Annotated in this window: 24 protein-coding genes and 1 tRNA gene; 11 read left to right on the forward strand and 14 right to left on the reverse strand. The window is 32.4% G+C overall.

Going from position 1 to position 23,595, the window contains the following annotated elements; all coding sequences use genetic code 11:
• Positions 1 to 4: 4 nt before the first annotated feature.
• The 10 genes from AB3G39_RS16360 to AB3G39_RS16405 all read right to left on the reverse strand — a co-directional run bounded on the left by AB3G39_RS16360 (position 5) and on the right by AB3G39_RS16405 (position 7,305).
• Positions 5 to 643, reverse strand: coding sequence for a hypothetical protein (locus tag AB3G39_RS16360; RefSeq protein WP_367773492.1), 639 nt, complete (start codon positions 641 to 643; stop codon positions 5 to 7).
• 5 nt (positions 644 to 648) lie between these two features.
• Positions 649 to 1,701, reverse strand: coding sequence for a D-alanine--D-alanine ligase (locus AB3G39_RS16365; RefSeq protein WP_369765717.1), 1,053 nt, complete (start codon positions 1,699 to 1,701; stop codon positions 649 to 651).
• An 11-nt stretch (positions 1,702 to 1,712) separates the two neighbouring features.
• A complete protein-coding gene (locus tag AB3G39_RS16370) occupies positions 1,713 to 2,423 on the reverse strand; it encodes an NRDE family protein (protein WP_367773488.1) in 711 nt (236 codons plus the stop codon).
• Positions 2,411 to 2,899, reverse strand: coding sequence for a DinB family protein (locus tag AB3G39_RS16375; protein WP_367757119.1), 489 nt, complete (start codon positions 2,897 to 2,899; stop codon positions 2,411 to 2,413). The genes AB3G39_RS16370 and AB3G39_RS16375 overlap by 13 nt, the downstream gene beginning before the upstream one ends.
• A 1-nt stretch (position 2,900) precedes the next feature.
• Positions 2,901 to 3,290 carry a DoxX family protein gene (locus AB3G39_RS16380; protein WP_367757117.1) on the reverse strand — a complete coding sequence of 130 codons (390 nt, stop codon included), beginning with the start codon at positions 3,288 to 3,290 and terminating at the stop codon, positions 2,901 to 2,903.
• A gap of 10 nt (positions 3,291 to 3,300) precedes the next feature.
• Entirely contained in the window at positions 3,301 to 3,765 is a 465-nt protein-coding gene (locus AB3G39_RS16385) for a YHS domain-containing (seleno)protein (RefSeq protein WP_367757115.1), read from the reverse strand.
• Between the two features lie 12 nt (positions 3,766 to 3,777).
• Positions 3,778 to 4,677 carry a hypothetical protein gene (locus AB3G39_RS16390; RefSeq protein WP_369765718.1) on the reverse strand — a complete coding sequence of 300 codons (900 nt, stop codon included), beginning with the start codon at positions 4,675 to 4,677 and terminating at the stop codon, positions 3,778 to 3,780.
• 2 nt (positions 4,678 to 4,679) lie between these two features.
• Positions 4,680 to 5,279 carry a peroxiredoxin-like family protein gene (locus AB3G39_RS16395; protein ID WP_369765719.1) on the reverse strand — a complete coding sequence of 200 codons (600 nt, stop codon included), beginning with the start codon at positions 5,277 to 5,279 and terminating at the stop codon, positions 4,680 to 4,682.
• 80 nt (positions 5,280 to 5,359) lie between these two features.
• Positions 5,360 to 6,037, reverse strand: a complete 678-nt coding sequence (locus tag AB3G39_RS16400) for a Crp/Fnr family transcriptional regulator (protein WP_367757109.1) — start codon at positions 6,035 to 6,037, stop codon at positions 5,360 to 5,362.
• Between the two features lie 128 nt (positions 6,038 to 6,165).
• Entirely contained in the window at positions 6,166 to 7,305 is a 1,140-nt protein-coding gene (locus AB3G39_RS16405) for an acyl-CoA dehydrogenase family protein (RefSeq protein WP_369765721.1), read from the reverse strand.
• Between the two features lie 88 nt (positions 7,306 to 7,393).
• On the opposite strand from AB3G39_RS16405, the gene AB3G39_RS16410 reads away from it, so the two are divergent.
• From AB3G39_RS16410 to AB3G39_RS16445, 8 genes are all read left to right on the forward strand, one after another.
• Positions 7,394 to 8,464, forward strand: coding sequence for an anhydro-N-acetylmuramic acid kinase (locus AB3G39_RS16410; protein WP_369765723.1), 1,071 nt, complete (start codon positions 7,394 to 7,396; stop codon positions 8,462 to 8,464).
• A gap of 68 nt (positions 8,465 to 8,532) precedes the next feature.
• Positions 8,533 to 9,759: a Glu/Leu/Phe/Val dehydrogenase dimerization domain-containing protein gene (locus tag AB3G39_RS16415; protein WP_369753095.1), complete on the forward strand. Its 1,227-nt coding sequence runs from the start codon at positions 8,533 to 8,535 to the stop codon at positions 9,757 to 9,759.
• 195 nt (positions 9,760 to 9,954) lie between these two features.
• The gene (locus tag AB3G39_RS16420; RefSeq protein ID WP_369765724.1) at positions 9,955 to 10,659 is read left to right on the forward strand and encodes a MotA/TolQ/ExbB proton channel family protein; all 705 of its coding nucleotides are present in this window, start codon (positions 9,955 to 9,957) and stop codon (positions 10,657 to 10,659) included.
• A 35-nt stretch (positions 10,660 to 10,694) separates the two neighbouring features.
• Entirely contained in the window at positions 10,695 to 11,087 is a 393-nt protein-coding gene (locus AB3G39_RS16425) for an ExbD/TolR family protein (RefSeq protein WP_367757099.1), read from the forward strand.
• A 37-nt stretch (positions 11,088 to 11,124) separates the two neighbouring features.
• Complete coding sequence (locus AB3G39_RS16430; protein ID WP_367773476.1) at positions 11,125 to 11,922, forward strand: energy transducer TonB; 798 nt, start codon at positions 11,125 to 11,127, stop codon at positions 11,920 to 11,922.
• A gap of 45 nt (positions 11,923 to 11,967) precedes the next feature.
• Entirely contained in the window at positions 11,968 to 13,203 is a 1,236-nt protein-coding gene (locus tag AB3G39_RS16435) for a folylpolyglutamate synthase/dihydrofolate synthase family protein (protein ID WP_369765725.1), read from the forward strand.
• 115 nt (positions 13,204 to 13,318) lie between these two features.
• Positions 13,319 to 14,116, forward strand: coding sequence for a hypothetical protein (locus AB3G39_RS16440; protein ID WP_367773472.1), 798 nt, complete (start codon positions 13,319 to 13,321; stop codon positions 14,114 to 14,116).
• 206 nt (positions 14,117 to 14,322) lie between these two features.
• A tRNA-Val gene (locus tag AB3G39_RS16445) sits at positions 14,323 to 14,400 on the forward strand.
• Between the two features lie 103 nt (positions 14,401 to 14,503).
• Here the strand turns inward: AB3G39_RS16445 and AB3G39_RS16450 are convergent.
• Positions 14,504 to 15,529 (reverse strand): low specificity L-threonine aldolase, encoded by a 1,026-nt coding sequence (locus tag AB3G39_RS16450; protein ID WP_367757080.1) that lies wholly within the window; start codon positions 15,527 to 15,529, stop codon positions 14,504 to 14,506.
• Positions 15,530 to 16,306: 777 nt separating this feature from the next.
• Between AB3G39_RS16450 and AB3G39_RS16455 the strand changes: the two genes are divergently transcribed.
• Both AB3G39_RS16455 and AB3G39_RS16460 read left to right on the forward strand, forming a co-directional pair.
• Positions 16,307 to 17,125, forward strand: a complete 819-nt coding sequence (locus AB3G39_RS16455) for an SDR family NAD(P)-dependent oxidoreductase (RefSeq protein ID WP_367773468.1) — start codon at positions 16,307 to 16,309, stop codon at positions 17,123 to 17,125.
• A 66-nt stretch (positions 17,126 to 17,191) separates the two neighbouring features.
• Entirely contained in the window at positions 17,192 to 18,079 is an 888-nt protein-coding gene (locus AB3G39_RS16460; RefSeq protein WP_367773466.1) for a helix-turn-helix domain-containing protein, read from the forward strand.
• A gap of 264 nt (positions 18,080 to 18,343) precedes the next feature.
• Here AB3G39_RS16460 and AB3G39_RS16465 read toward each other — a convergent pair whose 3' ends face one another.
• Together AB3G39_RS16465 and AB3G39_RS16470 are read right to left on the reverse strand one after the other, a co-directional pair.
• Positions 18,344 to 20,215, reverse strand: coding sequence for an alpha-amylase family protein (locus AB3G39_RS16465; RefSeq protein WP_369766252.1), 1,872 nt, complete (start codon positions 20,213 to 20,215; stop codon positions 18,344 to 18,346).
• A 166-nt stretch (positions 20,216 to 20,381) separates the two neighbouring features.
• Complete coding sequence (locus tag AB3G39_RS16470; protein WP_367773463.1) at positions 20,382 to 21,137, reverse strand: NUDIX domain-containing protein; 756 nt, start codon at positions 21,135 to 21,137, stop codon at positions 20,382 to 20,384.
• Positions 21,138 to 21,457: 320 nt separating this feature from the next.
• Between AB3G39_RS16470 and AB3G39_RS16475 the strand changes: the two genes are divergently transcribed.
• The gene (locus AB3G39_RS16475; protein ID WP_369765726.1) at positions 21,458 to 22,570 is read left to right on the forward strand and encodes an acyltransferase family protein; all 1,113 of its coding nucleotides are present in this window, start codon (positions 21,458 to 21,460) and stop codon (positions 22,568 to 22,570) included.
• Positions 22,571 to 22,679: 109 nt separating this feature from the next.
• On the opposite strand, the gene AB3G39_RS16480 is transcribed toward AB3G39_RS16475, so the two are convergent.
• On the reverse strand, positions 22,680 to 23,588 hold the full coding sequence (locus AB3G39_RS16480) for a sialate O-acetylesterase (protein ID WP_367773459.1): 909 nt from the start codon (positions 23,586 to 23,588) through the stop codon (positions 22,680 to 22,682).
• Positions 23,589 to 23,595: the final 7 nt, after the last annotated feature.

The raw sequence follows: 23,595 nt of genomic DNA on the forward strand, positions 1-23,595 counted from the left end.
TAAACTATCTAATATATTTTTTAAAAACTTTATAGCTTTGTAAACAAGCCATAACGATAAAGAGCATTGGAATTATAACAGGCATTAAGTATTTAGAGAAGCTATCTGCGTTTTGAGATATTGTATTCAAGAAAAAAACCAAAGCTAGCATTCCTAAAAAAGTTCCTATTAGCGTTCCTAGAATGTAAAAAAACTTCCATTTTCCATTCACATGAATATATTTTCCATTTATCAAATACAAATTCCAACCCGTCCAAAAGGGAAGTTGCAAAAAGTTAATGCTACTTAAAAATAAACCGATTACAACAGGAGAATAGATAATGTATTTTTCTAAATAATGTTGATTCGAAACAGATTGAGTAGAATGAGAGTAGAAGGAATAGGCCAAAAGCAATAAAAAGAAAACACCAAAGATGTCAATTACCTTCATTAATTTTTTATTATTGGCTAATTTAGCAGCAAAAATTAAAGTGAAATAAATAACCAGAGATTCAATAACAATAACCCCCAATAAATATAAAAGTAAATTATTTATTCCAAATTCAGTGTAAATTTCAAAGCCTATAAAATTCAAATATCCCAGTGGAATAGAACCCAAAAAGCTCACAACAAACCCCACAAGAATATTCTTTATTATTTTCATTGCTGTTAAAAATTGACAATTTTATTGCTCTGTTCTAGATGCAATCTGTATTCTTTCATACCTTCTTTGTGAGCCAGATATGGCACGCCTTTTTTATTGTTGGCAACACTAATTTCAAACATATAGCTAATGTGTCGTGACAATTCTTTCCAAGCAAAAAACAAAGAATGTTTGGGATCATAAATGTGAGTTGGTTCACTAGCAGCTCCATTTAATTCCACTATCGAAAAGTTTTTTCCGTTTTCCAATTCTTCAATCGTATTATACATGACATCCAATCTACCAAAATAAAAGCCTGGTATTTGCAAACACATTTCATTAATAACGGCTTCCAATTTTGGAGTTATCCAGTCACTCCCATCAATAAACTTAGCCCCTCTGGCATGATTGCCGTAGGGAACAAGATTTATTTTTTCCCCTACAGCTAAAACGGTTAATAAACGATTACCGTATTCCTGCTGTAGTACTTTTAATTGCAATTCATAACGCGGATTTTCCTTTATTAACTCTTCGATTGTTGCAATACCGTTTCCTGTAATAATTAAAAATTCTTTGGAAACAATTCCTGTAATTTTTCCTGATTTTTGATTGGGGTATCGTACATAGAAAATCCCCACTTCATTTTGAAACGGAATTAAGTCTTGGATTACATAATCAAAATTGGCTTTGGAGGCATATTGCTTTAAATCAGTAATAGTTTCAATTTTCTTAACTCCTGAACCACGCAAACCAATATCAGGTTTAGCGATCAAAGGATATTTTATCCCCGAGGATTTAATTGTATTTTCTATTGATTCTAATGAAGTCCCTTCTCTAATTAATTCCGTTTTGGGATAATATTTTTGAGGGATTAAATCATAAATCGCTTTTTTAGATTCCATAATAAATCCTCCATTTTTTATCGTGGGATTAGACGCATTAAAGAAAAAAATTGATTTTGCTTTTATAGCGTAAAAGGCCCATTGAAAATAAATAGGAATATAGACCAATTGGAAAGGCCAATATTCCCAATGGGTTATCTTGTGTAGTAGTAATTTAGAATTTCTGTTAAATATCACTTAGGGTATTTTTAAATTATAATAAATGAAGTGCACGATTCTTTTTGGGATATTAAATCATAATGACGAATAGCGACCTTATTTTGTTCAGTTATGGCTTGCGTAATACTTAGCGTTTTCATTTCATTATTTCGATTGATAACCAACCCATTTTGATGATTGTCTTTATCTGTATAGCGATGATACTGGTACATTTCTTTTTCTGAAATTGCCCCATTCTCCTCCAAGAAGGTATAAAACAAATCTGCTCTTTCTTTTCTAATTTCATCGGGATACAAAGTAGCCGAAGACCAGATGTGTCTATCATCTGCATTTAAAACAACCTCCTCTTTTTTTAAACCGTTCCATCTTAATTGAAAAAGCGCCCCATTTTGAAATAAAACTAAAGTAAAAGGTTCAATGTTATCTAAATCAATCTCATTCCAGAAATCCTTTGGGGATACTTCGCTTATGATATCTAAAACAATTAAACCACGGCTTCTTCTATAGGGAAGCTTTGGGATATGTTTTTCATTGGCACCATTCAATAAAACCAAAATAGTCCCATCGTCATCCACTGCGTACCAAGTCCCTCCCGCTTTTGGGTCTTTTGGATAAATGACATTTTTGCCTTTTACTATGTAATTTTTGGGCTTAATTGCACTGGGCCTTATCACCTTTTCATCGCGATTGGAGGTAATGATGACTTTGTTATCCACTTTTACAAAACTTACTGTGCACATTGATTTCTATATTCAATTGTTGAACGTGCCACTCCAAAATTGACATCTACTTCAATAGTATCAATTTGTAAAATCGCCACTTTTATTAAAGCCTGATGATGGATACAATGTTCCAAATTATAAAGCAATTCTCTGAAATAATTACTCTCAATACGAAGCTCTTCACTATCAATTATTTGCTGTAATTCTAACTTTTTATTTTCTTTTTCCAATGAATTTTGGACCATTTTAATTTGAGATATGGCAAAATCAGTATCGGTTTGAATTAATTTGTTCCGTGGTCTTTTATCATAATTCACTATCCCCAAATTATAATTATTCTCAAGACACTGAAACATCTCGATAATGTGCCTCGTATGTTCGCCAATAGTAGAATCACTTAGCGAAACACAAGGCTTAGCATATTCAGAATCTGGGAGTTGAACAAGCAAATCTACCAATTCATTCAAGCTCGTATTTATAGAAGGTATCAGCATATTACAATTTTAATTTTAACAAATTGAGTATTGTATTCTTATTTTGATAAACCAAAAGAGAACAACAAATAAAGGTAATTAGAGCCAAAATAAAAAGAGTTCCCCCGTCATTTTGCACTTCTATACCCAAAACAAATAAATGAGATGCAATAGCACCTATCATTACTCCCATGCCTATTAATGCCCCAATCCAAGTTGTTTTTGGATACACAATTAAAATCGACGCTATCAATTCGGCAATCCCTGAGCCTATTCTTCCATAAGGTTCCATCCCTAAAGTAGAGAAAATATAAACACTTTCTTCGGCACCAGTAAATTTAAAATACAAAGTTTGAATTAGAATTACTGCAACAATAAGGCGCAATAACCAAGTTATCAGTGGTGATTTCATAATTTTATTTTTATTTAAAAAACTTCTTCCAGTTTGTATCGGCTTTTGCCTTCAAATTGGATTGATCTTTATTCCAGCTTTTCAATGTATTGTTAAAATAGGCATTATAAAACAAGTATAATTTACCTTCAACAATTTTAAATGTTGCGGGATCAATTTCGACTTTTTCACCAGAATCTCCCATTGCAAATGCACACCAACCTCCATATTGTGGTTCGTAAGTCATTGGGCTTTTTGCAAAAGCATCTTTGTTTTCTACTGATGAGAAATAATAATTCACTCCTTCATAAATAGATCCCAATTCTTTTTTCCCTTTTACTGCTTTACCTTGTTTAAAATAAGCAACAGGATCGTAGCCTTGAATAGCTACTTTCTTTTCTAGATTAAATTGTGTTAGTCTTTTACTCTCATTTTGTGCAAATGATAATAAAGAAATCAAACAAAATATTGCGGCAATTAAAATACGGTTTTTCATCTTACAAATCAATTAAAATATTATATTATACTGAATACTAACAACGTAAGCCCTTGTCAAACCATCTGGACGGATATCCCTAATTACAAATGGAGTTGCCATTGAGAGCTCTATACTATTATGATTATTTATTACATATGTGGTTAATAAATTCCCGTTAATAGTTAAACCATCTGACCCTTTTATTTTTTCTCTATCTCCCTGAATAGTCTCATAACTATCCTCTCCTAGATGATAAATAAATAAAACATTCGGTTTAAAGATAAATTTTTTATTGGCAGTTTTTAGCGTATAAGTTGTTCGAAACAATGCATCTGACCTACGTTCAAACCTATTTGTAGACGGAAAATCATTAGTGCCTGAAAACTCTTTAAAATAAGAGTTTTTATTATTATTTATTACTGGGATTTGAATAGCTGAATTAAAATCCCAATTATTATATTTAAAATTCCCTCCAATAAATAAATCATACGTTCCTAAACTTGATTGATAATCTAATGGCAGTGACTTTTCATCAATTTTTAAATCGGAATTTGTAAAAGGAATTTTAAAACCTAATAATGTACTCCATTGTTTATTATTCTTTGTTTCAAAGGTATAATTCCCTGACAGAAATGCATCTCCTAATGAAGTTGAAGTTCCAAATGCACCATTGGCACTAGAAAATGTCACCTTACTACTCAGCGACCAGTTTTCATTTATTTTTCTAGTATAGGAAATAAATGGAGAAAAATAGGTTACATCAGCCTCACCAGCACCAAAAACAGAAGCAATTCCTACACTATTTTTTAATTCTTTTTCGTCACTTTGAAAACCATGTCCTATTGAACATATTCCTGCATCACTACAACCTTGGGCGTAGCCAAAAGTAGAAACAGTAACCAGTATCAAAACAAAAAAATAATTTTTCATTTCTATTCTTTTAAAGATTTAGCAGCTGCAATCAAAAGATCATTTGTAATTCTATGTTTAAAATCTGGAGTAATAAATTCAAATTCGATTTCCTTATTTACATTCAAAATAAAAACAGAGGGAACGGGCAAAAAACTACTATTTACACCATCAGAACTTTTAGCCAACATAAATTTGTAATTTTCTGGAGCTTCAAAAGCAATTCCCATCGTTTTTGCAAGCTTTCCATTACTATCAGATAATAAAAGGTAATTTACTTTATCTTTTTCTACAGTAGCTTTCAAACTTGTTGGAGAATCTGGACTAATTGCTATTATTTGGTATCCTAAAGCTATTAATGCTGCTTCGGCTTCACCTAAAGCGGATAAATGTAGATTACAATATGGACACCATCCACCACGATAAAAAACTAAAACAGTTTTTTTATTACTAAATAGGGAGGCTAAATTAACATCTTGATTATCGACTGATTTCAAGATAACATCTGGAATTTTCTCACCAATTAACAAAGGTGAAATATCTGTTGCCGTTTTAGGCAATTCATTTTGGGCATTTACAAGCGATACTATTGCAAATAAAGCAAGGCTAAATAATTTTTTCATAGTGTTTCATTTTATTAATACAAAACTACTATGTAATTTAAGAAGCAATTGTCGCCTAGTTTGCAATTCAATAAAAATAACTACAAATTATTTATATCCGTAATAATTATTTCTTTTCTGTTGTAGGCAATTATACCGTTCGTTTCCATTTCATTCAATAACTGAGTAGCGGTTTGTCTTGAAGTACAAATGATTTGAGCAATATCGTTTTGAGTCAAATAATTTTCAATCACAATTCGGTTACCCGTTCTTTTTCCTTCGCTTTCACCCCAGTCTTTTAAAAACAATAGTAGTCTGGTTTTGGCATCTTTAGAAATCAAATTAGAGTAGCTATTTTTTATTCGCTTCATTTTCAAACCTACAAATTTAGTATAGGATAAAGCCAAACTAGGATTGCTCAATAATAGATCTTCAAAATCCGATAGTAAAAAACTGCAAATAGCTACATCATCAGATAATACTTTGGCATACTCATTGGCTTGATTGTCGGATTCTAAAGTTAGTTCCCCAAACAAATCGCCTTTTTGAATAATGTCTTTTATGGTTTCATTTCCCTCTTCGTCTACTGCCACTATTTTTATGTTCCCTTTTTTCAAAAGAAAAATTCGAGGCACATCTGAAGAACTGAAATAAATAACCTCTCCTTTTTGAGCCTTTTTAAACCCCGTAATAATACACAATTGCTTGATTTGTCCAAAACTTAAAGTCCGGAATAATTTATGATCGCGCAAGTACCAATATTTTAAATCATCGTACATAAAAGGAAACTTTTGGGTAAATGTACACTTTTTTAGAATTAAAAAACCACTAAGAAATAAGACCATTAAGATGATTTACATCTCAACTACTTACCCCTTAATGGTTAAAAAAAAATATTTTATAAAATTTAGGAAACTAACGTTCTTGAAATTACAATTCGTTGTATTTCAGATGTCCCTTCATAGATTTGCGTAATTTTAGCATCGCGCATCATACGTTCTACATGATATTCGGATACGTAACCATTTCCACCGTGAATTTGTACTGCTTCAATTGTAGTATCCATAGCGGTTTGTGAAGCAAATAATTTAGCCATAGCTCCAGATTGTGAAATATCCTTACCTTCATCTTTCTCAGATGCCGCTTTAAGAACTAACAATTTGGCAGCCATAATTTGAGTTGCCATATCAGCTAATTTGAAAGCAATAGCTTGGTGTTTGAAAATTTCTTTTCCAAAAGCTTTACGCTCTTGCGAATATTTTAATGCTAATTCATAAGCTCCTGTTGCAATTCCTAAGGCTTGAGAAGCAATTCCAATTCTTCCTCCATTTAAAACAGACATGGCAAAATTGAATCCAAATCCATCATCCCCTATTCTATTTTCTTTTGGAACTTTCACATCATTAAATAGTAATGAATGAGTATCAGATCCACGAATTCCCATTTTCTTTTCCTTTGGACCAATATCAAAACCAGCCCATCCTTTTTCAACAATGAAAGCATTGATCCCTTTGTGTCCTTTTTCAATATCAGTTTGGGCAATTACAATATAAGTTGATGCCGAAGATCCATTAGTAATCCAGTTTTTTGTACCGTTAAGTAAATAATAATCTCCTTTATCTATTGCTGTTGTTTTTTGAGAAGTCGCATCAGAACCCGCTTCTGGCTCCGATAAACAAAAAGCACCAATTACCTCCCCTTTAGCTAAAGGCACTAAATATTTCATTTTTTGTTCTTCATTACAATATTTTTCAATACCCGCACAAACCAATGAATTATTTACTGACATGATAACCGCAGCTGAAGCATCTACTTTTGCAATTTCGGTAATTGCCAAAACATAAGAAATACTATCTAATCCTGACCCACCATATTTAGGATCGACCATCATTCCCAAAAACCCAAGCTCAGCCATCATTTTCACCTGTTCAGTAGGAAACTTTGAATGCTCGTCTCTTTCTATAACTCCACCCAACAATTCAGTATTAGCAAAATCTTTTGCCGCTTGTTGAATCATTAAATGCTCTTCGGTAAGATTAAAATCCATATTTTTATTGTAAATTAAATGTTGTTAAATTTGTTGCCAAAAGTAATTATTATAAATCATATTTCAAACGATTTCGTAAATTAAGCCAATGTTAAAAGAAAAGTATAATATTATAGGTGTCATGTCAGGCACTTCTCTAGATGGAGTCGATTTATCACACATAATCTTCACTGTCGAAAATAACAAATGGAATTTTAAAATCCTAGAATCTGAAACTATTTCTTATGACACAAATTGGATCAATTCTTTAAAATCAGCAGTAGATTATTCGACAAATAAATTAGAAAAATTAAATCAAGATTACACTACCCTTCTCGCTACTATTATTTCAAATTTTATAAAAATAAATAAAATTGAAAATCTTGATGCTGTCTGTTCCCATGGACACACTATTTTACATCAACCTCAAAAAGGCTTCACCTTACAAATAGGAAATTTACCTGAAATTGCTTCTTTAATTAATCAGACTGTTGTTTGTGATTTTAGAGTCCAAGATGTTCAACTAGGCGGTCAAGGTGCTCCATTAGTTCCTATTGGGGATCGTATTTTGTTTTCAGAATACGATTATTGTATGAATTTAGGTGGATTTTCTAATATTTCATTCGAAGAAAATAATCAACGTATTGCTTTTGATATTTCACCAGTTAACACCGTATTAAATTACTACGCCAATCAATTGGGATTCAATTACGATGATAAAGGGGAAATATCAAGATCCGGAAATACCAATGAAGCGCTTTTAAAGCAACTAAATGAATTGGATTTTTATCAAAAAAAACATCCTAAATCCTTAGGTTTTGAATTTGTAAAAGAAACTGTTTTACCCTTGATTGAAAGTTTCACTATTACTATAGAAGACAAATTACATACTTTCACAGAACATGTAGCGCTACAAATTGCTTTAGCGTTACCAACTAAAAAAGGAAGTCTTTTCATAACTGGCGGCGGAGCTTATAATGATTTTCTAATAGAGCGCATACACCATCATTTACCTGATATAGCAATAATAATTCCCAATGCTAAAATTCTAGAATTTAAAGAAGCACTGATCTTTGCTTTCTTGGGCGTATTGAAATTACGTAATGAAATCAACGTATTATCAAGTGTAACGGGAGCAAAAAAGGACCATAGTTCTGGAAAAATTTACTATGCAAAATAAATACACAAATACATAATTCGCATTATTCTATTTTTTATATTTGTACAAATTAAACATATCGCAACAAAATGAAAGATTTACTGAAGAAATTTGAAAATAAAGAACCTGTAATTGTATTCAATTGGAAAGACACTGAAACAGATGCAGAAGGCTGGACTGTGATTAACTCGTTGCGTGGTGGTGCTGCCGGTGGTGGAACAAGAATGAGAAAAGGATTGGATATAAATGAAGTTTTGTCGTTAGCAAAAACGATGGAAGTAAAATTCACAGTTTCTGGCCCAGCAATTGGTGGTGCCAAATCTGGTATTAATTTTGACCCAAATGACCCAAGAAAAAAAGGCGTTTTACAACGCTGGTACAAAGCCGTTTCTCCTTTATTAAAAAGTTATTATGGAACTGGTGGTGATTTAAATGTCGATGAAATTCACGAAGTTATTCCAATGACGGAAGAATGTGGCGTTTGGCATCCACAAGAAGGTGTTTTTAATGGTCACTTTAAACCTACTGAAGCAGATAAAATAAATAGAATAGGTCAACTACGTCAAGGAGTGGTTAAAGTAATCGAAAACCCGAAATTCTCCCCTGATGTGGCAAGAAAATATACGATTGCAGATATGATTACTGGTTTTGGTGTTGCCGAAGCAGTTCGCCATTACTACTCAACTTATGGTGGTGATGTAAAAGGAAAGAAAGCAATTGTTCAAGGTTTTGGAAATGTAGGTTCAGCTGCTGCTTTCTATTTGGCCGAAATGGGCGCCAAAGTAATTGGTATTATCGATAGAGATGGTGGATTAATCAATGAAGAAGGATTCTCATTTGAAGAAATAAAAGAATTATTCCTTAATAAAGACGGGAATAAATTAGTAGCTAAAAACATGATCCCTTTTGAGGAAATAAATCAAAAAATATGGACAATTGGTGCTGAAATTTTCACACCATGTGCTGCTTCTCGCTTAGTTGCTCAATCTCAAATTGACAGTTTAATTGCTAGTGGACTAGAAGTGATTTCTTGTGGTGCTAACGTTCCATTTGCTGATAAAGAAATATTTTTCGGCCCAATTATGGAAGATGTAGACCATAAAGTAAGTTTGATTCCTGATTTCATTTCAAATTGCGGAATGGCTAGAGTTTTTGCTTATTTCATGGAAAAGAAAGTACAAATGACCGATGAAGCTATTTTTCAAGACACATCAGAAATTATAAAAAATGCCATTGTAAAAGCACATGCTTTAAACAATTCTAAAACAAACATTAGTGCTACTGCATTTGAAATTGCTTTAAAACAATTAGTGTAATTTAATAGATTAAAAAGGCAATATTAATTCATTTTAAGTCCGTCTGACAGATTCGTTTTAAAACGAATCTGTCAGACGGACTTTTTATTTTCACCTAAAATAAGTATAAAAATAATTAATATTTGTTTACCATTTTTATCCTAAAAAATAACAATTTTTATAATATATTAGCGTTTCCATAATAAAGAAAATTTTATGAACATATTGTTACAAGCAGATACCTTATCTGTTGCTCGTGAAAGTTTAGCCGAAACGGTTCCTGTAGAAAAAACTTTATCCATTATCGAATTAATAACTAGCGGAGGATTAGCGGGTCAGATCATCATGACCTCTTTATTCCTAATGTTTTTTGTAGCGCTATATCTTTACTTCGAACGTTTGATGGCTATCAATGCAGCATCAAAAATCGATGTGAATTTTATGGGTCAAGTTAAAGAAAATATTAAAAATGGTCGCATTGATAACGCAAAAATGGCCTGTGCTCATTCTAAATCTCCTGTTGCACGATTAATTGAAAAAGGAATTTCAAGGATAGGAAAACCGCTAGACGACATTAATACGGCAATAGAAAATGCTGGAAAATTAGAAATATACAAGCTTGAAAAAAATGTAAGTATGTTGGCTACCATTTCTGGAGCAGGTCCAATGACAGGTTTCCTAGGAACAGTTGTAGGTATGATTCAAGCATTTCATAAAATGGCAACAGCTGGCGGTCAAATTGAGGTTGGCGCACTATCCGAAGGCATCTACACTGCCATGACAACAACGGTTGTTGGTTTAGTCGTAGGTATTATCGCGTTTGTAGGTTACAACCACTTAGTTGTAAAAACCGATAAAATTGTTCACCAAATGGAAGCAAATGCAGTTGACTTTTTGGATTTATTAAACGATCCAGCTTAACAGTTAGGATTTAAATAAAAAAATACAATCTACTTATGAATTTAAGAGGACGAAATAAAGTAAGTGCCGAATTCAATATGTCATCCATGACTGATATTGTGTTCTTATTACTTATTTTCTTTATGCTAACATCAACAATGGTTACCACTAATGCATTAGACTTAGTATTACCAAAAGCAAAAGGAAAAACGGATAGTAATAAAAATATTGCCGTAAGTATCAATAAAAAATTAGAGTTTTTTATTGATAAAGAACCTGTTTCCGAAACTGAATTAGAATCAAAATTATTAGCATTATTTTCTGCTGATAAAACCAAAGCTATTATTCTAAGAGCTGAAGAAGGAGTGCCAATCGAAAAAGCCGTAAACGTTTTGGATATTGCAAACAGAAACCAAATCAAAGTAGTTTTGGCTGTTAGGCCAAAATAACTTTATTTGCATTTCAAAAAAAACAGATCTATTCTACATGAAATATTTAGAAACAGAAGAAGAAAAAAAGTCATTCGTTATCACATCAGTTCTTTTTGTGTTAATGTTCATCTTGTTTTTTTATTTAGGACTAACCTCTTTAGATCCACCACCAGAAAATGGAATAGCAATCAATTTTGGAACCTCAGAGTTTGGGTCTGGAGACATTCAACCTACCGAAGCCATTCAATCAGCACCACAACCTACAGCTGCCAAGCAGGCTGCATCTAGTGAAGACGAAATACTAGCTCAAGATATTGAAGAAGCAGTTGTTATCAAACAGGTTAAAAAAGCGCAACCCACTAAACAAGTTGCAACAGAAGAGGTAAAACCAAAACCAAAAGAAAATCCAAAACCCTCAAAAAGTACTTCAGATGCCTTATCCAGTTTGATAAACGGTCCTAAATCCGATGGAAAAGCCAAAGGAGGAGAAGGAAATGACAATGTAGCAGGCGACAAAGGAAGCTTAAACGGAGATCCTTATGCTAACAGCTACTACGGTTCTGGAACAGGAACAGGAAATGGTAGCGGATGGGGTTTAAATGGAAGAAGTATTAGTTCTAGAGGTAAAGAAGTACAAAAATGTAATGAATTTGGAACAGTTGTCGTTCAAATAACTGTTAACCGAAACGGAAATGTCGTTGCTGCAAAATATACCAAAGGAACAACAAACACAAACCCTTGTCTTGTAGAACCCGCATTAGCGACAGCTAGAAAATACAAATGGCAACCTGACTCAAATGCTCCCGAAACACAAATAGGTTTCATCACTGTGAACTTCAAATTAGGAGAATAATATTTATTTGAAAATTGAACTCAATTTTCTAAACTTTGCAATAAAATGAATTATCAAGAAACTACAGAATGGATGTTCAATCAACTTCCTATGTATCAACTTCAGGGTGCATCGGCCTATAAAAAAGATTTAACAAACACACACCTCCTGATTAATCATCTTGCTAATCCGCATAAAAATTTAAAATGTATTCATGTAGCAGGCACTAATGGAAAAGGATCTACTTCACACATGCTTTCCTCCATCTTACAAGAGGCTGGTTACAAAGTAGGGCTATACACCTCCCCGCACTTAAAAGATTTTAGAGAACGCATAAAAATTAATGGAATAGATATTTCAGAAGAATTCGTCTGCGAATTTATCAATACAAATAAATCATTTTTTGAGTCCAATGAAATCAGCTTTTTTGAAATGAGTGTCGGTCTTGCATTTGATTATTTTTCGAAAGAAAAAGTAGATATTGCCATTATCGAAGTAGGAATGGGCGGAAGACTCGACGCAACCAATATCATTACCCCATTACTATCCGTAATTACCAATATAGGATTAGATCACACGCAGTTTTTAGGAAATACGCTAGAAGCAGTAGCCTTTGAAAAAGCAGGAATTATCAAACCTGAAATTCCAGTGGTTATTGGAGAATATACTCCTGAAACAAAAGAAGTCTTTATTAAAAAGGCTACAGAATGTAATTCTGAAATTTATTTTGCTTCGGACTTAATTTCAAAAACATTCCCATCTGATTTAATTGGTGACTATCAAGAATTCAATAAAAAAACAGTTCTTCAAACGATCAGTATTCTAAATACGCAAAATGAATTTAGTCTTACCCAAGTTAATATTGAAAACGGATTATTGAACGTTGTTAAAAATACTGGACTTCAAGGCAGATGGCAACAATTAGGAAGTTCCCCTAAAATCATTTGTGATACCGCTCACAATAAAGAAGGTTTATCTATTGTACTACATCAAATAGAAAAAGAAACATTTGAGAAATTACATATTGTCCTTGGTTTAGTAAATGACAAGGATTTGAATGAAATTCTACCTTTATTCCCAATTGACGCTTTTTACTACTTTTGTAAACCCAACATTCCCCGTGGATTAGATGCCGAAATCTTACAAACTACAGCTAAAAAATTCAATCTAACAGGAAATACATACCGCTCTGTATCAGATGCATACGCATCCGTTAGGAATAATGCTACAAAAAATGATTTTATTTATATCGGCGGAAGCACTTTTGTAGTTGCCGAATTACCTTTAAACAAAGGGATATAGATTACAAAGCTATTTTTGTGTTAAAAAATATTTTAAAAAAAGCTAAGTTTCTGACTGTTAATGTGTTAAATTTAATACTCGTTTTTAGTAATTAATCATTTAATACAAAATTATCATGAAAAAAAGCAGAAATTTAGTATTAGGAATGTTAATTTTAACGCTCCTATTGAGTATCAAACTACATGCTCAAGAAGACCCAAAACCAGTATTCGTTACGGTAACCACATTGCATCGAAACTTAGATACTGACCGAAAAGATTGGAAGCAAACAGAACAGGAGTACTTTGACAAAGTAACTAGTAAGAATGATTTAATAATAGGTTCCGAACTATTAAACCATTATTATACTGAAAATAGCTCCGAAGTTTTACTCGTCTCAGTATTCAAAACATGGGAAGATATAGAAAAAGCCAATGACGTATCAAATGACTTGATTAAAAAAGGATGGCCTGATGAGAAAGCAAGAAAGGCCTTTTTTGACAAATACACTAGTTATTATGGCCCAATGCATTCAGATGAAATATACACTACAGTAGCTGCTGGAAGCAAAGACCTTAAAACTACTTCCAAAGAACCCATGATTGTATATATTAGAAAATCTCAAATGTCATTGAATGGACAGGGAAAAGGGTTAAAAGAATTCAACGAAAAAATAACACTGAACAACCCCTATATAAAAGCATACTACCCACATCGTCATTCCTGGGGATCTGATAGCAGAGACTTCTTGGAAGCCTATTTATACGATTCCTTATCTGATTTAGAAAAAGCTAACGACAAACAAAATGAGTTAATTCAACTCGCATGGCCAAAAGAAGAAGATCGAAAAGCATTCTTTGCTGAATTAAACAAGGCCTTTACTGGAATACATGGCGATTATTTGTACCATAATGAGCCCACACTTTCCAAATAATTCCTAGAAACTTTTAAAACTCCACTTATCTTTGATCAAATGGAGTTTTTTTATTTCGTTTTTAAAATCCCAACAAATTAAAATTCAACAAGATATAAATCAAATAAAAAAAATAAAAAAATATTCATATAAATGTTTTGCGTAAGCGAAAAACTAGTCTATATTTGCACTCGCAATAAGGAAATGAAAATTTACAAATTGTGTTAGGGCGATTAGCTCAGCTGGTTCAGAGCACCTCGTTTACACCGAGGGGGTCGGGGGTTCGAACCCCTCATCGCCCACCATAACTTAAAAACCTCTAAAGTCTTTTGATTTTAGAGGTTTTTTTTATGTTTAGAAATTTTTTGAGCAATTCACCAAAATAATTCCCTACTATTGAGTTTAAATTTATAGTTTCTTTAAATCATCAATCAACTCATTCACTTTATTCTCGTCTGTTGCCCATGATGTAATTAAACGTATAGCAGATGTATTTTCATCAATATCTTTCCACACATAAAACGCATATTTTTGACTTAATTTTTCAATTATATCTTTGGGTAAAATAGGAAATATTTGGTTTGTAGTAGAATTTGTTAAAAAAGAATATCCTTTATCTTTAATTGCATCTGCAATTTTCATTGCCATAGCATTAGCATATTTTGCTAAAGTAAAATACAAGTCCTCTTTGAATAACTCCAGAAACTGTATCCCCAGTACTCTTCCTTTTGCCAATAGCGCTCCTTTTTGTTTCAATAAATAATCAAAATCTGTTGCTAGTTTTACAGTATTAAACACAATTGCTTCACCAAGCAAAGCTCCATTTTTTGTTCCCCCAATATAAAACACATCGGTAAGTGCTGAAATATCAGACAAAGTCAAATCATTGTTTTCAGCCATTAGTGCATGTCCTAATCTTGCCCCGTCTAAAAAAAGATACAACTCTTCCGATCTGCAACATTCAGATAGCTCTTGCAATTCTTCTTTATTATAAATCGTACCTATTTCGGTTGAATTAGAGATATAAACCATTTTTGGTTTTACAACGTGTGGTCTTAATAAATGATCTTGCAACACTTTTTTAATATCTAATGGTCTAAGTTTCCCATCTTGTGTCTCAACAGTAATTACTCTATGCCCTGTTGCCTCTATAGCTCCAGTTTCATTAGCATAAATATGCCCAGTTTTTGCACTAATAACCGCTTCATGTGATCGTAGCAAGGTAGTAATAACAAGAAGATTAGTTTGCGTCCCTCCAGACACAAAATAGATAATTGCATTAGCATTACTCATTTTATTTCTTAAAATAGTTTTTGCTTGAGCTGAATAATCATCTTCTCCATAACCTATTTGTTGCACCATATTAGTTGCTAAAAGCGTATTTAAAATAGAAGGATGAGCACCTTCTGAATAATCATTTTTGAAATTATACATACTGATATCGTTTTATGTGAAAACAAAAATATAGAATTTAAAAAACTTAAAATAGCAGATTGCAAACCTAATGGCATATTCTTATCTTTTTGAACTGTTTTTTGGAATTACTTTGGCGTCATTTTGAACTTTGCTATAAATATCTCGAAAAATGGCTTTCATCCGAAAATCCGCATTGATGTGAAATAGCTGAATTAGTAATCGATTTATTTTAATGAAATAAACTTCCCTTGTTCTAGCTTTTTTTCACGAATATAATCTGCGAAGTCCACATTAAAATACTCTGGAAATTTTCTTGATAAATAAACAAGATACAAGCCTAACTCATTTGCTAGTTTGTTCAAATACAAATTTCCCCAGTTTTCATCATTAATAATCGATTCTATTTTCGAAGCCCAAGCTGGTTTTTGAGCTTTTTAATACGACTTATTTCTTACGATTTCAGAAAACATGCGAAACACTGGAATCTTTCTTCCAGAAGTAGCACAGCCATATGCTGAATTTGACTAAGGAAATTATCCAAAAAGAAACCAATTATCATTCGAACAAAATTCTGGCAGAAACCTCCCATATTCCAGAATCCAGATCTGGAAACATATTGAGAAGACCAGTTTTAAGCGATTTTGAAATTGCTTATTTATCAAATTCAAGAGTACACGCAGCATATCGAATTAGACTTTTAACTCCGTTAAAATGTACCAGTAATTCCCACTTTTGTGAAAATCCTTCATGCACAGTCTATGTAACTTTGTTGATATAATTTTAATATAATTAATCATGTCAAAAATAATTTTGATTACAGGAGCCTCAAGAGGTTTTGGTAAAATTTGGGCAAAAGCTCTCTTACAACGTGGCGATAAAGTAGCAGCAACTGCAAGAAATTTAGAAAATCTAAAAGAACTTGTAGCTGAATTTGGCGATGCCATTTTTCCTATTCAACTCGATGTTAATGATCGTGCAGCATGCTTTACAGCAGTACAAAAAGCAAAAGATCATTTTAATCGTATAGATGTAGTTATAAACAACGCAGGTTTTGGATTGTTTGGTGCAATTGAAGAAACAACAGAAGAACAAGCGCGTGCTCAAATGGAGACTAACTTTTTTGGTGTACTTTGGGTTACCCAAGCTATAACGCCTATTTTTCGTGAGCAAAAAAGTGGTCACGTAATTCAGGTTTCAAGCTTTTTAGGATTGGTAACTTTACCGGTTTTAGGACTTTACAACGCATCAAAATATGCCGTTAACGGTCTGACTGAAACATTGGCTACTGAACTTACAGAATTTGGGGTTAAAGTGAGTTTAATAGAACCAAATGGTTTTGCAACAGATTGGTCCGGTGCTTCAGCTTTTCAGACTGAACCTACTGAAACTTATGCTCCACTTAAAAAAGCTTTCTTTGAAGCACCAGTTCCAGATGGCTGGGGAAATCCCGAAACAACAGCCACAGCAGTTTTGGCATTGATAGATAGTGAAAAACCACCTTTACATTTCCTTTTAGGAAAAGTAGCTTATCCTGCCGTTAAAAAGGTTTATGCGGAACGTCTTGCTGAATTTGAAGAATGGAAAGAAGTTTCTGCAAATGCACACGGTCATTAAAAATTAAAATTAGTACAATCTATCAGATTAAATTCTGTAGATTGTACTGTCTTAAATACTGAAAAGATGAAACATTATAAAAATCTGGCAGAATTGCATCGTGAAAATGGTTTTTCAAAACCAGAACATCCGTTAATAAGTATTTATCGTTGTAAAGACAAGTGTTCTTTAGGTGACCGCGAATTTACAAGTGATTTTTATATGATTGGGTTCAAAAAACTAAAAGCTGGAGTTGTCATGTATGGACGCACAAAATATGATCATGAACGTGGTTCTATGATGTTTGTAAAACCAAGACAGGTTATAGAAATGAAAAACCTTGAATTCGACGAAGATGGATTTCTAATTTTCTTTCATGAAGATTTTATTAATGGTAAACCGCTTCGCAACGAACTCTCTACTTATAATTATTTTGATTATGAAACTAACGAAGCGCTACATCTTTCTCCTCAGGAAGAAAAAATAGCCTGGGATATTTTTCATAAAATAGAAAACGAATATTATAATAACCAAGACGAATATAGTCGAGAAATTATACTTTCTAATATTAGTACATTATTAAAATATGCACAGCGATTTTACAAGCGTCAATTTATAAACCGCTTTGAAATTTCCGGTAAAACGGTAACTAAATTTAATGAAATTCTTGCTCAATATGTAAATAACGGACAACTCGATAAGGGTCTTCCATCGGTTAATCAACTTGCAGAACTATTGCATTTAAGTCCGCGCTATCTAAGCGATTTACTTAAACAGGAAAGCGGAAAAACGGCTTTAGAGCATATTCATTTATTTTTAATATCTGAAGCAAAAAACCTTCTGATAATTGACGACAAAACAGTGTCTGAAATTGCTTATTCTCTTGGATTTGATAATATGTCTTATTTTTCAAGACTTTTTAAAAAAGAAGTCGGTCTTAGTCCGTTGCAATTCAAAAAAATAAATTCAAATTAACTATTTCACTATTAAAATATTTCATTCGAAAAGCAAGGTGAATGCTGAGATACTCCCATGTAAGCGGGCTGAAGTTTACGCTTTCCATTCCAATGCTTACCATTTTTATTCGATACCAAGATAACTGTAAATCCTCAAAGCATAATTACTATTATAAATATCGAAAAGTGCCAATATTACTATCAAGTGTTCGATTGTAACCGATCATCGATCACAAAAAACTCCATTAGAAATAATGGAGTTTTTTTACAGGTTTAATTTAACTTATTTTTTCAGCCACAAAATATCATACGCACTGATGAAATTAATTTCTTGAATATCAAAATCCTCTCCAGTAAGTAAATTAAATAATTTTGTGCTTTTTAAATTTTCAAACACGTTACTATTAAAAAAAGTATCATAGTCTGAGAAATTCGAGATAACATATACTTCTTTCCCTTGAGAATCTGTTTTTTTATATATTAACAAATGACTGTTTTCATAATCGATATATTGCAAATCATTGTTATCTGCGAAAGCTGGAGTTTGTTTCCTAATTCTAATTAATTGCTTTAACTGTTTGTAGACCTGAGCTTGTGCCGATGGAGAATCTTCTATATTTTCGACCAAACTCCAATTCATTTTAGAACGATGGAGCCAGCGATTATCATACTTTTTACTTTCATCATTTAAATAATCATAATTATTAGGCAAACCTACCTCATCACCACTATAAATCATTGGTAATCCTCCTAAAGACAAAATAACGGCATGTTGCAAATTAATTCTCTTTATGGCAATTTGAATTTCTTTCACATTATTTTCAATTAATGCTTTTTCTAAACCACATAAAGCAGCCATGGATCCCGAAATTCGAGCATTACCCGTTTCATGCTCAATCATAAATCGCTGCCCTAAAGCAAAACTCCCATTAAATCCATCACAATAATGTTTCAAGATATACAATCGGTGCTGTAGGCTATTAAGCCCTAATTCAGTCACTAATTTATCATCAAAACCAAATCCTATATCATCGTGACATCTTGCATAATTGATCCAAGTTGTATTTCTAGGTTTTGTAGGAACCGCTCTCATTGATTTTTTAAGCAAATTTGTATTGCGAGTAGCCATTGCTTCCCAACTTAAAGCCATGAAATTAGCGTTATAAGCGATATCACATTCATCCCCTTGTGATAATCCTTGTCCAAAATATTTTATAATCTCATCTGGAGCTACAATCGCTTCAGCTATATAAGCTACACCTGGGGAAACAATTTGCCCACACAATTTAAAAAGTTGCAATAATAAATGTACTTCGGGTAAATTTTGGTTGAATTTACCAATTTCCTTCCACATAAATGCAACTGCATCAAAACGAAAAATATCGATACCTTTATTGGCCCAAAACAACATAATATCAATCATTTCAGCCAAAACCATTGGATTCTTATAATTCAAATCCCATTGGTAGCCATAAAACAAAGTCATCACCCATTTATCATTTTCAGGCAAATAAGTAAAGTTTCCTGGAGCGGTATCTGGAAAAATCTCAACCATCGACTTTTCATAAGCGTTAGGCAAAGTTCTATCTGGAAAGAAATAGAAAAAATCTTTATATTTTGGATTCCCTTTACGGCCTTCTATAGCCCATTCATGTTCATCAGCACAATGATTCAGCACTAAATCCATGACTAGATTCATATCGTTTTTTTGAAACTCAGTAACCAAAGCTTCAAAATCATCCATAGAACCAAACTTAGGATTCACTTCGCGATAATTTCGCACAGCGTATCCACCGTCATTTTCAAATTCTGGAACATCCAAAAAAGGCATTAAATGCACCGTATTAATACCCAAATCAAGAAAATAAGGGATTTTTGCTTTTAGCCCATTGAAATCAATATTGAAAAGATCAACATATAACATCATTCCAACGATTTTTTCACTTGAATACCAATTGGGATTAGATACACGGTTCAAATCTCGTTTCTTTTGAAAATCAGATCGATTTTCAAAATTTTTAACTAAAGACTGCATTAGCAATTGAAACGCTTCCTCTTTATTGGGGCTATCCGAATATAGTTTTTGAAATAAATCATTTATAATTGGAAAATTTGCTCCCAATCTAAGATGAAAATTAGTGTCATTAATTTTCACTTCTTTCAAAAAAAAATTCAATTTTGATAACTTTTCAGCCTGTTGCATGATTTTTAAATTATAAATATTTATTATTAAATAAAAAGAGATGTGTCTCAAAAATAAAGAAAAATGACCTAATAAAATAGTTAGTAAATTCTTTCCTTAGAACTAAATTGTTACAAAATTACCAGCCTTGAGTCAGTCCATTTTTAACCACTTCTTCATATTTATGTTTATCAAAACTATATAAATTGGGCGCTTTATGAGCAACATTACTTTTCTTTTCATCTAATTTTATCAAAATTCCTATCGCAGTTATTTTACGAAGAAAATTCCTTCTATCAAGCGTTCTACCAAGGATAGTTTCATACAATTTTTGCAATTCTGGAATCGTGAATTTTTCAGGAAGTAAATTATACCCTACTGGCATTAAATTCAATTCTACCCGCAGTGTTTCTAATGCTTTATCTAAAATTTCTTTATGATCAATAATCAAATCAGGAACAGCATTATGATCAATCCATTCTACAATTCCGTTTTTCCCTTCTGGATTGGGCATTGTTTTAAAAAAATCAACTAAAGCATAATAGCCTACAGTTACAAAACGGTTAGAATACCATTCCCCTTCTTCTATTGGAATAGAATGAAAATTTAAAACCTCTTGACTAAAATCCGAATTATTCCTTTTGACTTTTCCAAAAGTTGAAAACTGCCTCAAAAATATACCTTCCAATCCAGTCCTATCGTGTAAAACTGTTACTGCAGCCTGATCAATATCTTGATCTACAGGGACAAATCCTCCTGGCAAAGACCATTTGTTACTATACTTGGTTTTTATTAGCAACACTTTAAGCTGGTTATCATGAAACCCAAAAATGACACAATCAATTGATAAGCCTGGTTGGTATCTTTCCTTGTTATCTAAAATATTTTTTAACATTAAACTCTTTTTCTGATAATTACACTTTCATCTCTTCGATCTTCGCAATTTAGTTTTTTTTATTTAAGAAAATAGAAGAAAGTATTATTTTCAAAGTTCACAATCTATTAAATAAGCTCAAATACTGTAAATATTTAAGAATATGGGATTATTTTAAATTATAATAAATATAATTCTTACAAAATTAACTAAAAGCATCATTCTGAAAACAGAAAAATTATCAAAAAAAGGAATGCAAATAAAAAAAACGTGTACATTGCGTCAAAATTACACAACAACTACAAAACTAACCATTTTAAAAAAACCACATTAATAAACCGATGAAAACAAACGCATTACATTCAAAACCCCACTACCCCATTCTAGACGGTTTACGAGGTGTAGCAGCTATTATGGTTGTTGCATTTCATATTTTTGAAGCACACGCTACAAGCCATCTGGATCAAATAATAAATCATGGCTACCTTGCTGTAGATTTTTTCTTCTTACTTTCTGGATTTGTTATTAGCTATGCTTATGATGATCGTTGGGAAAAAATGTCTATTGGTGATTTTTTCAAACGTAGACTGGTGAGACTTCAACCTATGGTCATTATGGGAATGATTATCGGGGCCATTTGTTTTTATTTTCAAGATTCTATTTTGTGGCCAACAATTCATGAGGTGCCTATTTGGAAAATGATTCTAGTTATGATTATAGGGTTTACATTAATACCAGTCCCTCCTTCTTTAGACATAAGAGGTTGGACCGAAATGCATCCTCTTAATGGCCCAGGCTGGTCCTTATTTTATGAATATATAGGTAATATTCTTTATGCCCTTTTTGTAAGGAAATTTTCAAAAACAGTACTTTCCATACTTGTATTCCTATCTGGATGTGCATTAATTCACCTTGCAGTTACTAGTGAAACTGGTGATGTTATTGGTGGCTGGGCAATTGATTCTACACAAATTCATATAGGACTCTCCCGCTTAATGTTTCCCTTCTTTGGTGGAATTTTACTGCACAGACTAGTGAAAATTATAACTATTAAAAATGCGTTCTTCTGGTCTAGTCTGTTAATTGTTTTTGTTTTAGCAATGCCACGAATTGGGGGTGGTGAAAACTTATGGCAAAATGGCCTTTATGACTCTTTAAGTATCATTATTCTATTTCCCTTAATTGTTTATTTAGGAGCTAGTGGTGAAATAAAAGGTAAAAATGCAGCTCGTATTTGCAAATTTTTGGGTGATATATCCTATCCAATTTACATCACGCATTATGCCTTTATTTATATTTACACTGGATGGGTTGCTGACACAAAAATTAAAATTAGCGAAGCGTATCCTTACAGCATATTAACTTTGGTTACAAGTATTATTGTTGCTTATGCCTGTCTAAAGCTTTATGATGAACCAACAAGGTTGTGGCTAAAAAACAAAATATTAAAATAAGTTATACGCCTTACTTAAAAAGCCGATAGTTTTCTATTAGAAACTATCGGCTTTTTTGTTTTAAAATATTTTTCAAATAAAAGTTGCTCCTTTACAATTAGATGTTTTCTTATTTATTCAAAAGGAAAATTGATTTTGCAAATTCTTTTCCTAAATCAATATATCCATCACTTTTGTAGTGGTATTTGTCTGTATATTTATAAGTACTTGTAGTTCGTACAATGCTTACATGGGGTTCCATTGCTGCAAATTTTTCTTGTCCATATTGAACTAATTCGCCATAAGCCCAAATTTTTCCATCGACATCATCACCAGAATCCGATATTTTTCCAATTACTATAGGCAAATCATTATTTCTAAAAGCGGCTCGCATCAACTCCATCAACCTTTTTAAATTCGAATAATATTGATTGGCAATTAGTTCCGATTTATCGGCATCACTTTCTCCTTGCATCCAGATGATACCGCTTGGAATCAAAATATCTTCGACTCCATCACCGTTTATATCTTTCATGGCCATAGCGTTATTAACTGTTTTGAGAAAATAATCGTATTGATTGATTCCTTTTCCGCTTCTAAAATCAGGTTCCCAAGAACCAAAATAAGCAGTCCCACTACTATCAATAGAAGATCCATTTCTAGCATATTTTATAATTGCAAGTTTTTGATATGGATATAATTCTTGTAGTTTTTTGGCAAACGAAAGCTCAATACCAAATCGATCCGAAAGCATATTGTTCTTTCCATCTGATGCAAATCCTGTTCCATGACCTGGCTTTAAAAAATCCCATTTTCCCAAACCTCCAGCTACATCATTATCCCCAACAGGGTTTCCTTGATAAATAAAAACATTTTTATTTGATTTATTTAAAGAATCTGGAAGCTCTTTCACATAACCAAAACCCTGCATATTGGACTGGCCGCCCAAATAAAATACCCTTATAGTATCTTTTTTAGTTTGTGCAAAAACCATAAATGGCATTATAAATAACAACAATGCATTTTTTAAATTGCTCATTTTATTC

Origin of the sequence: Flavobacterium sp. WC2416 (assembly GCF_041200095.1) — a bacterium.
GTDB lineage: Bacteria > Bacteroidota > Bacteroidia > Flavobacteriales > Flavobacteriaceae > Flavobacterium.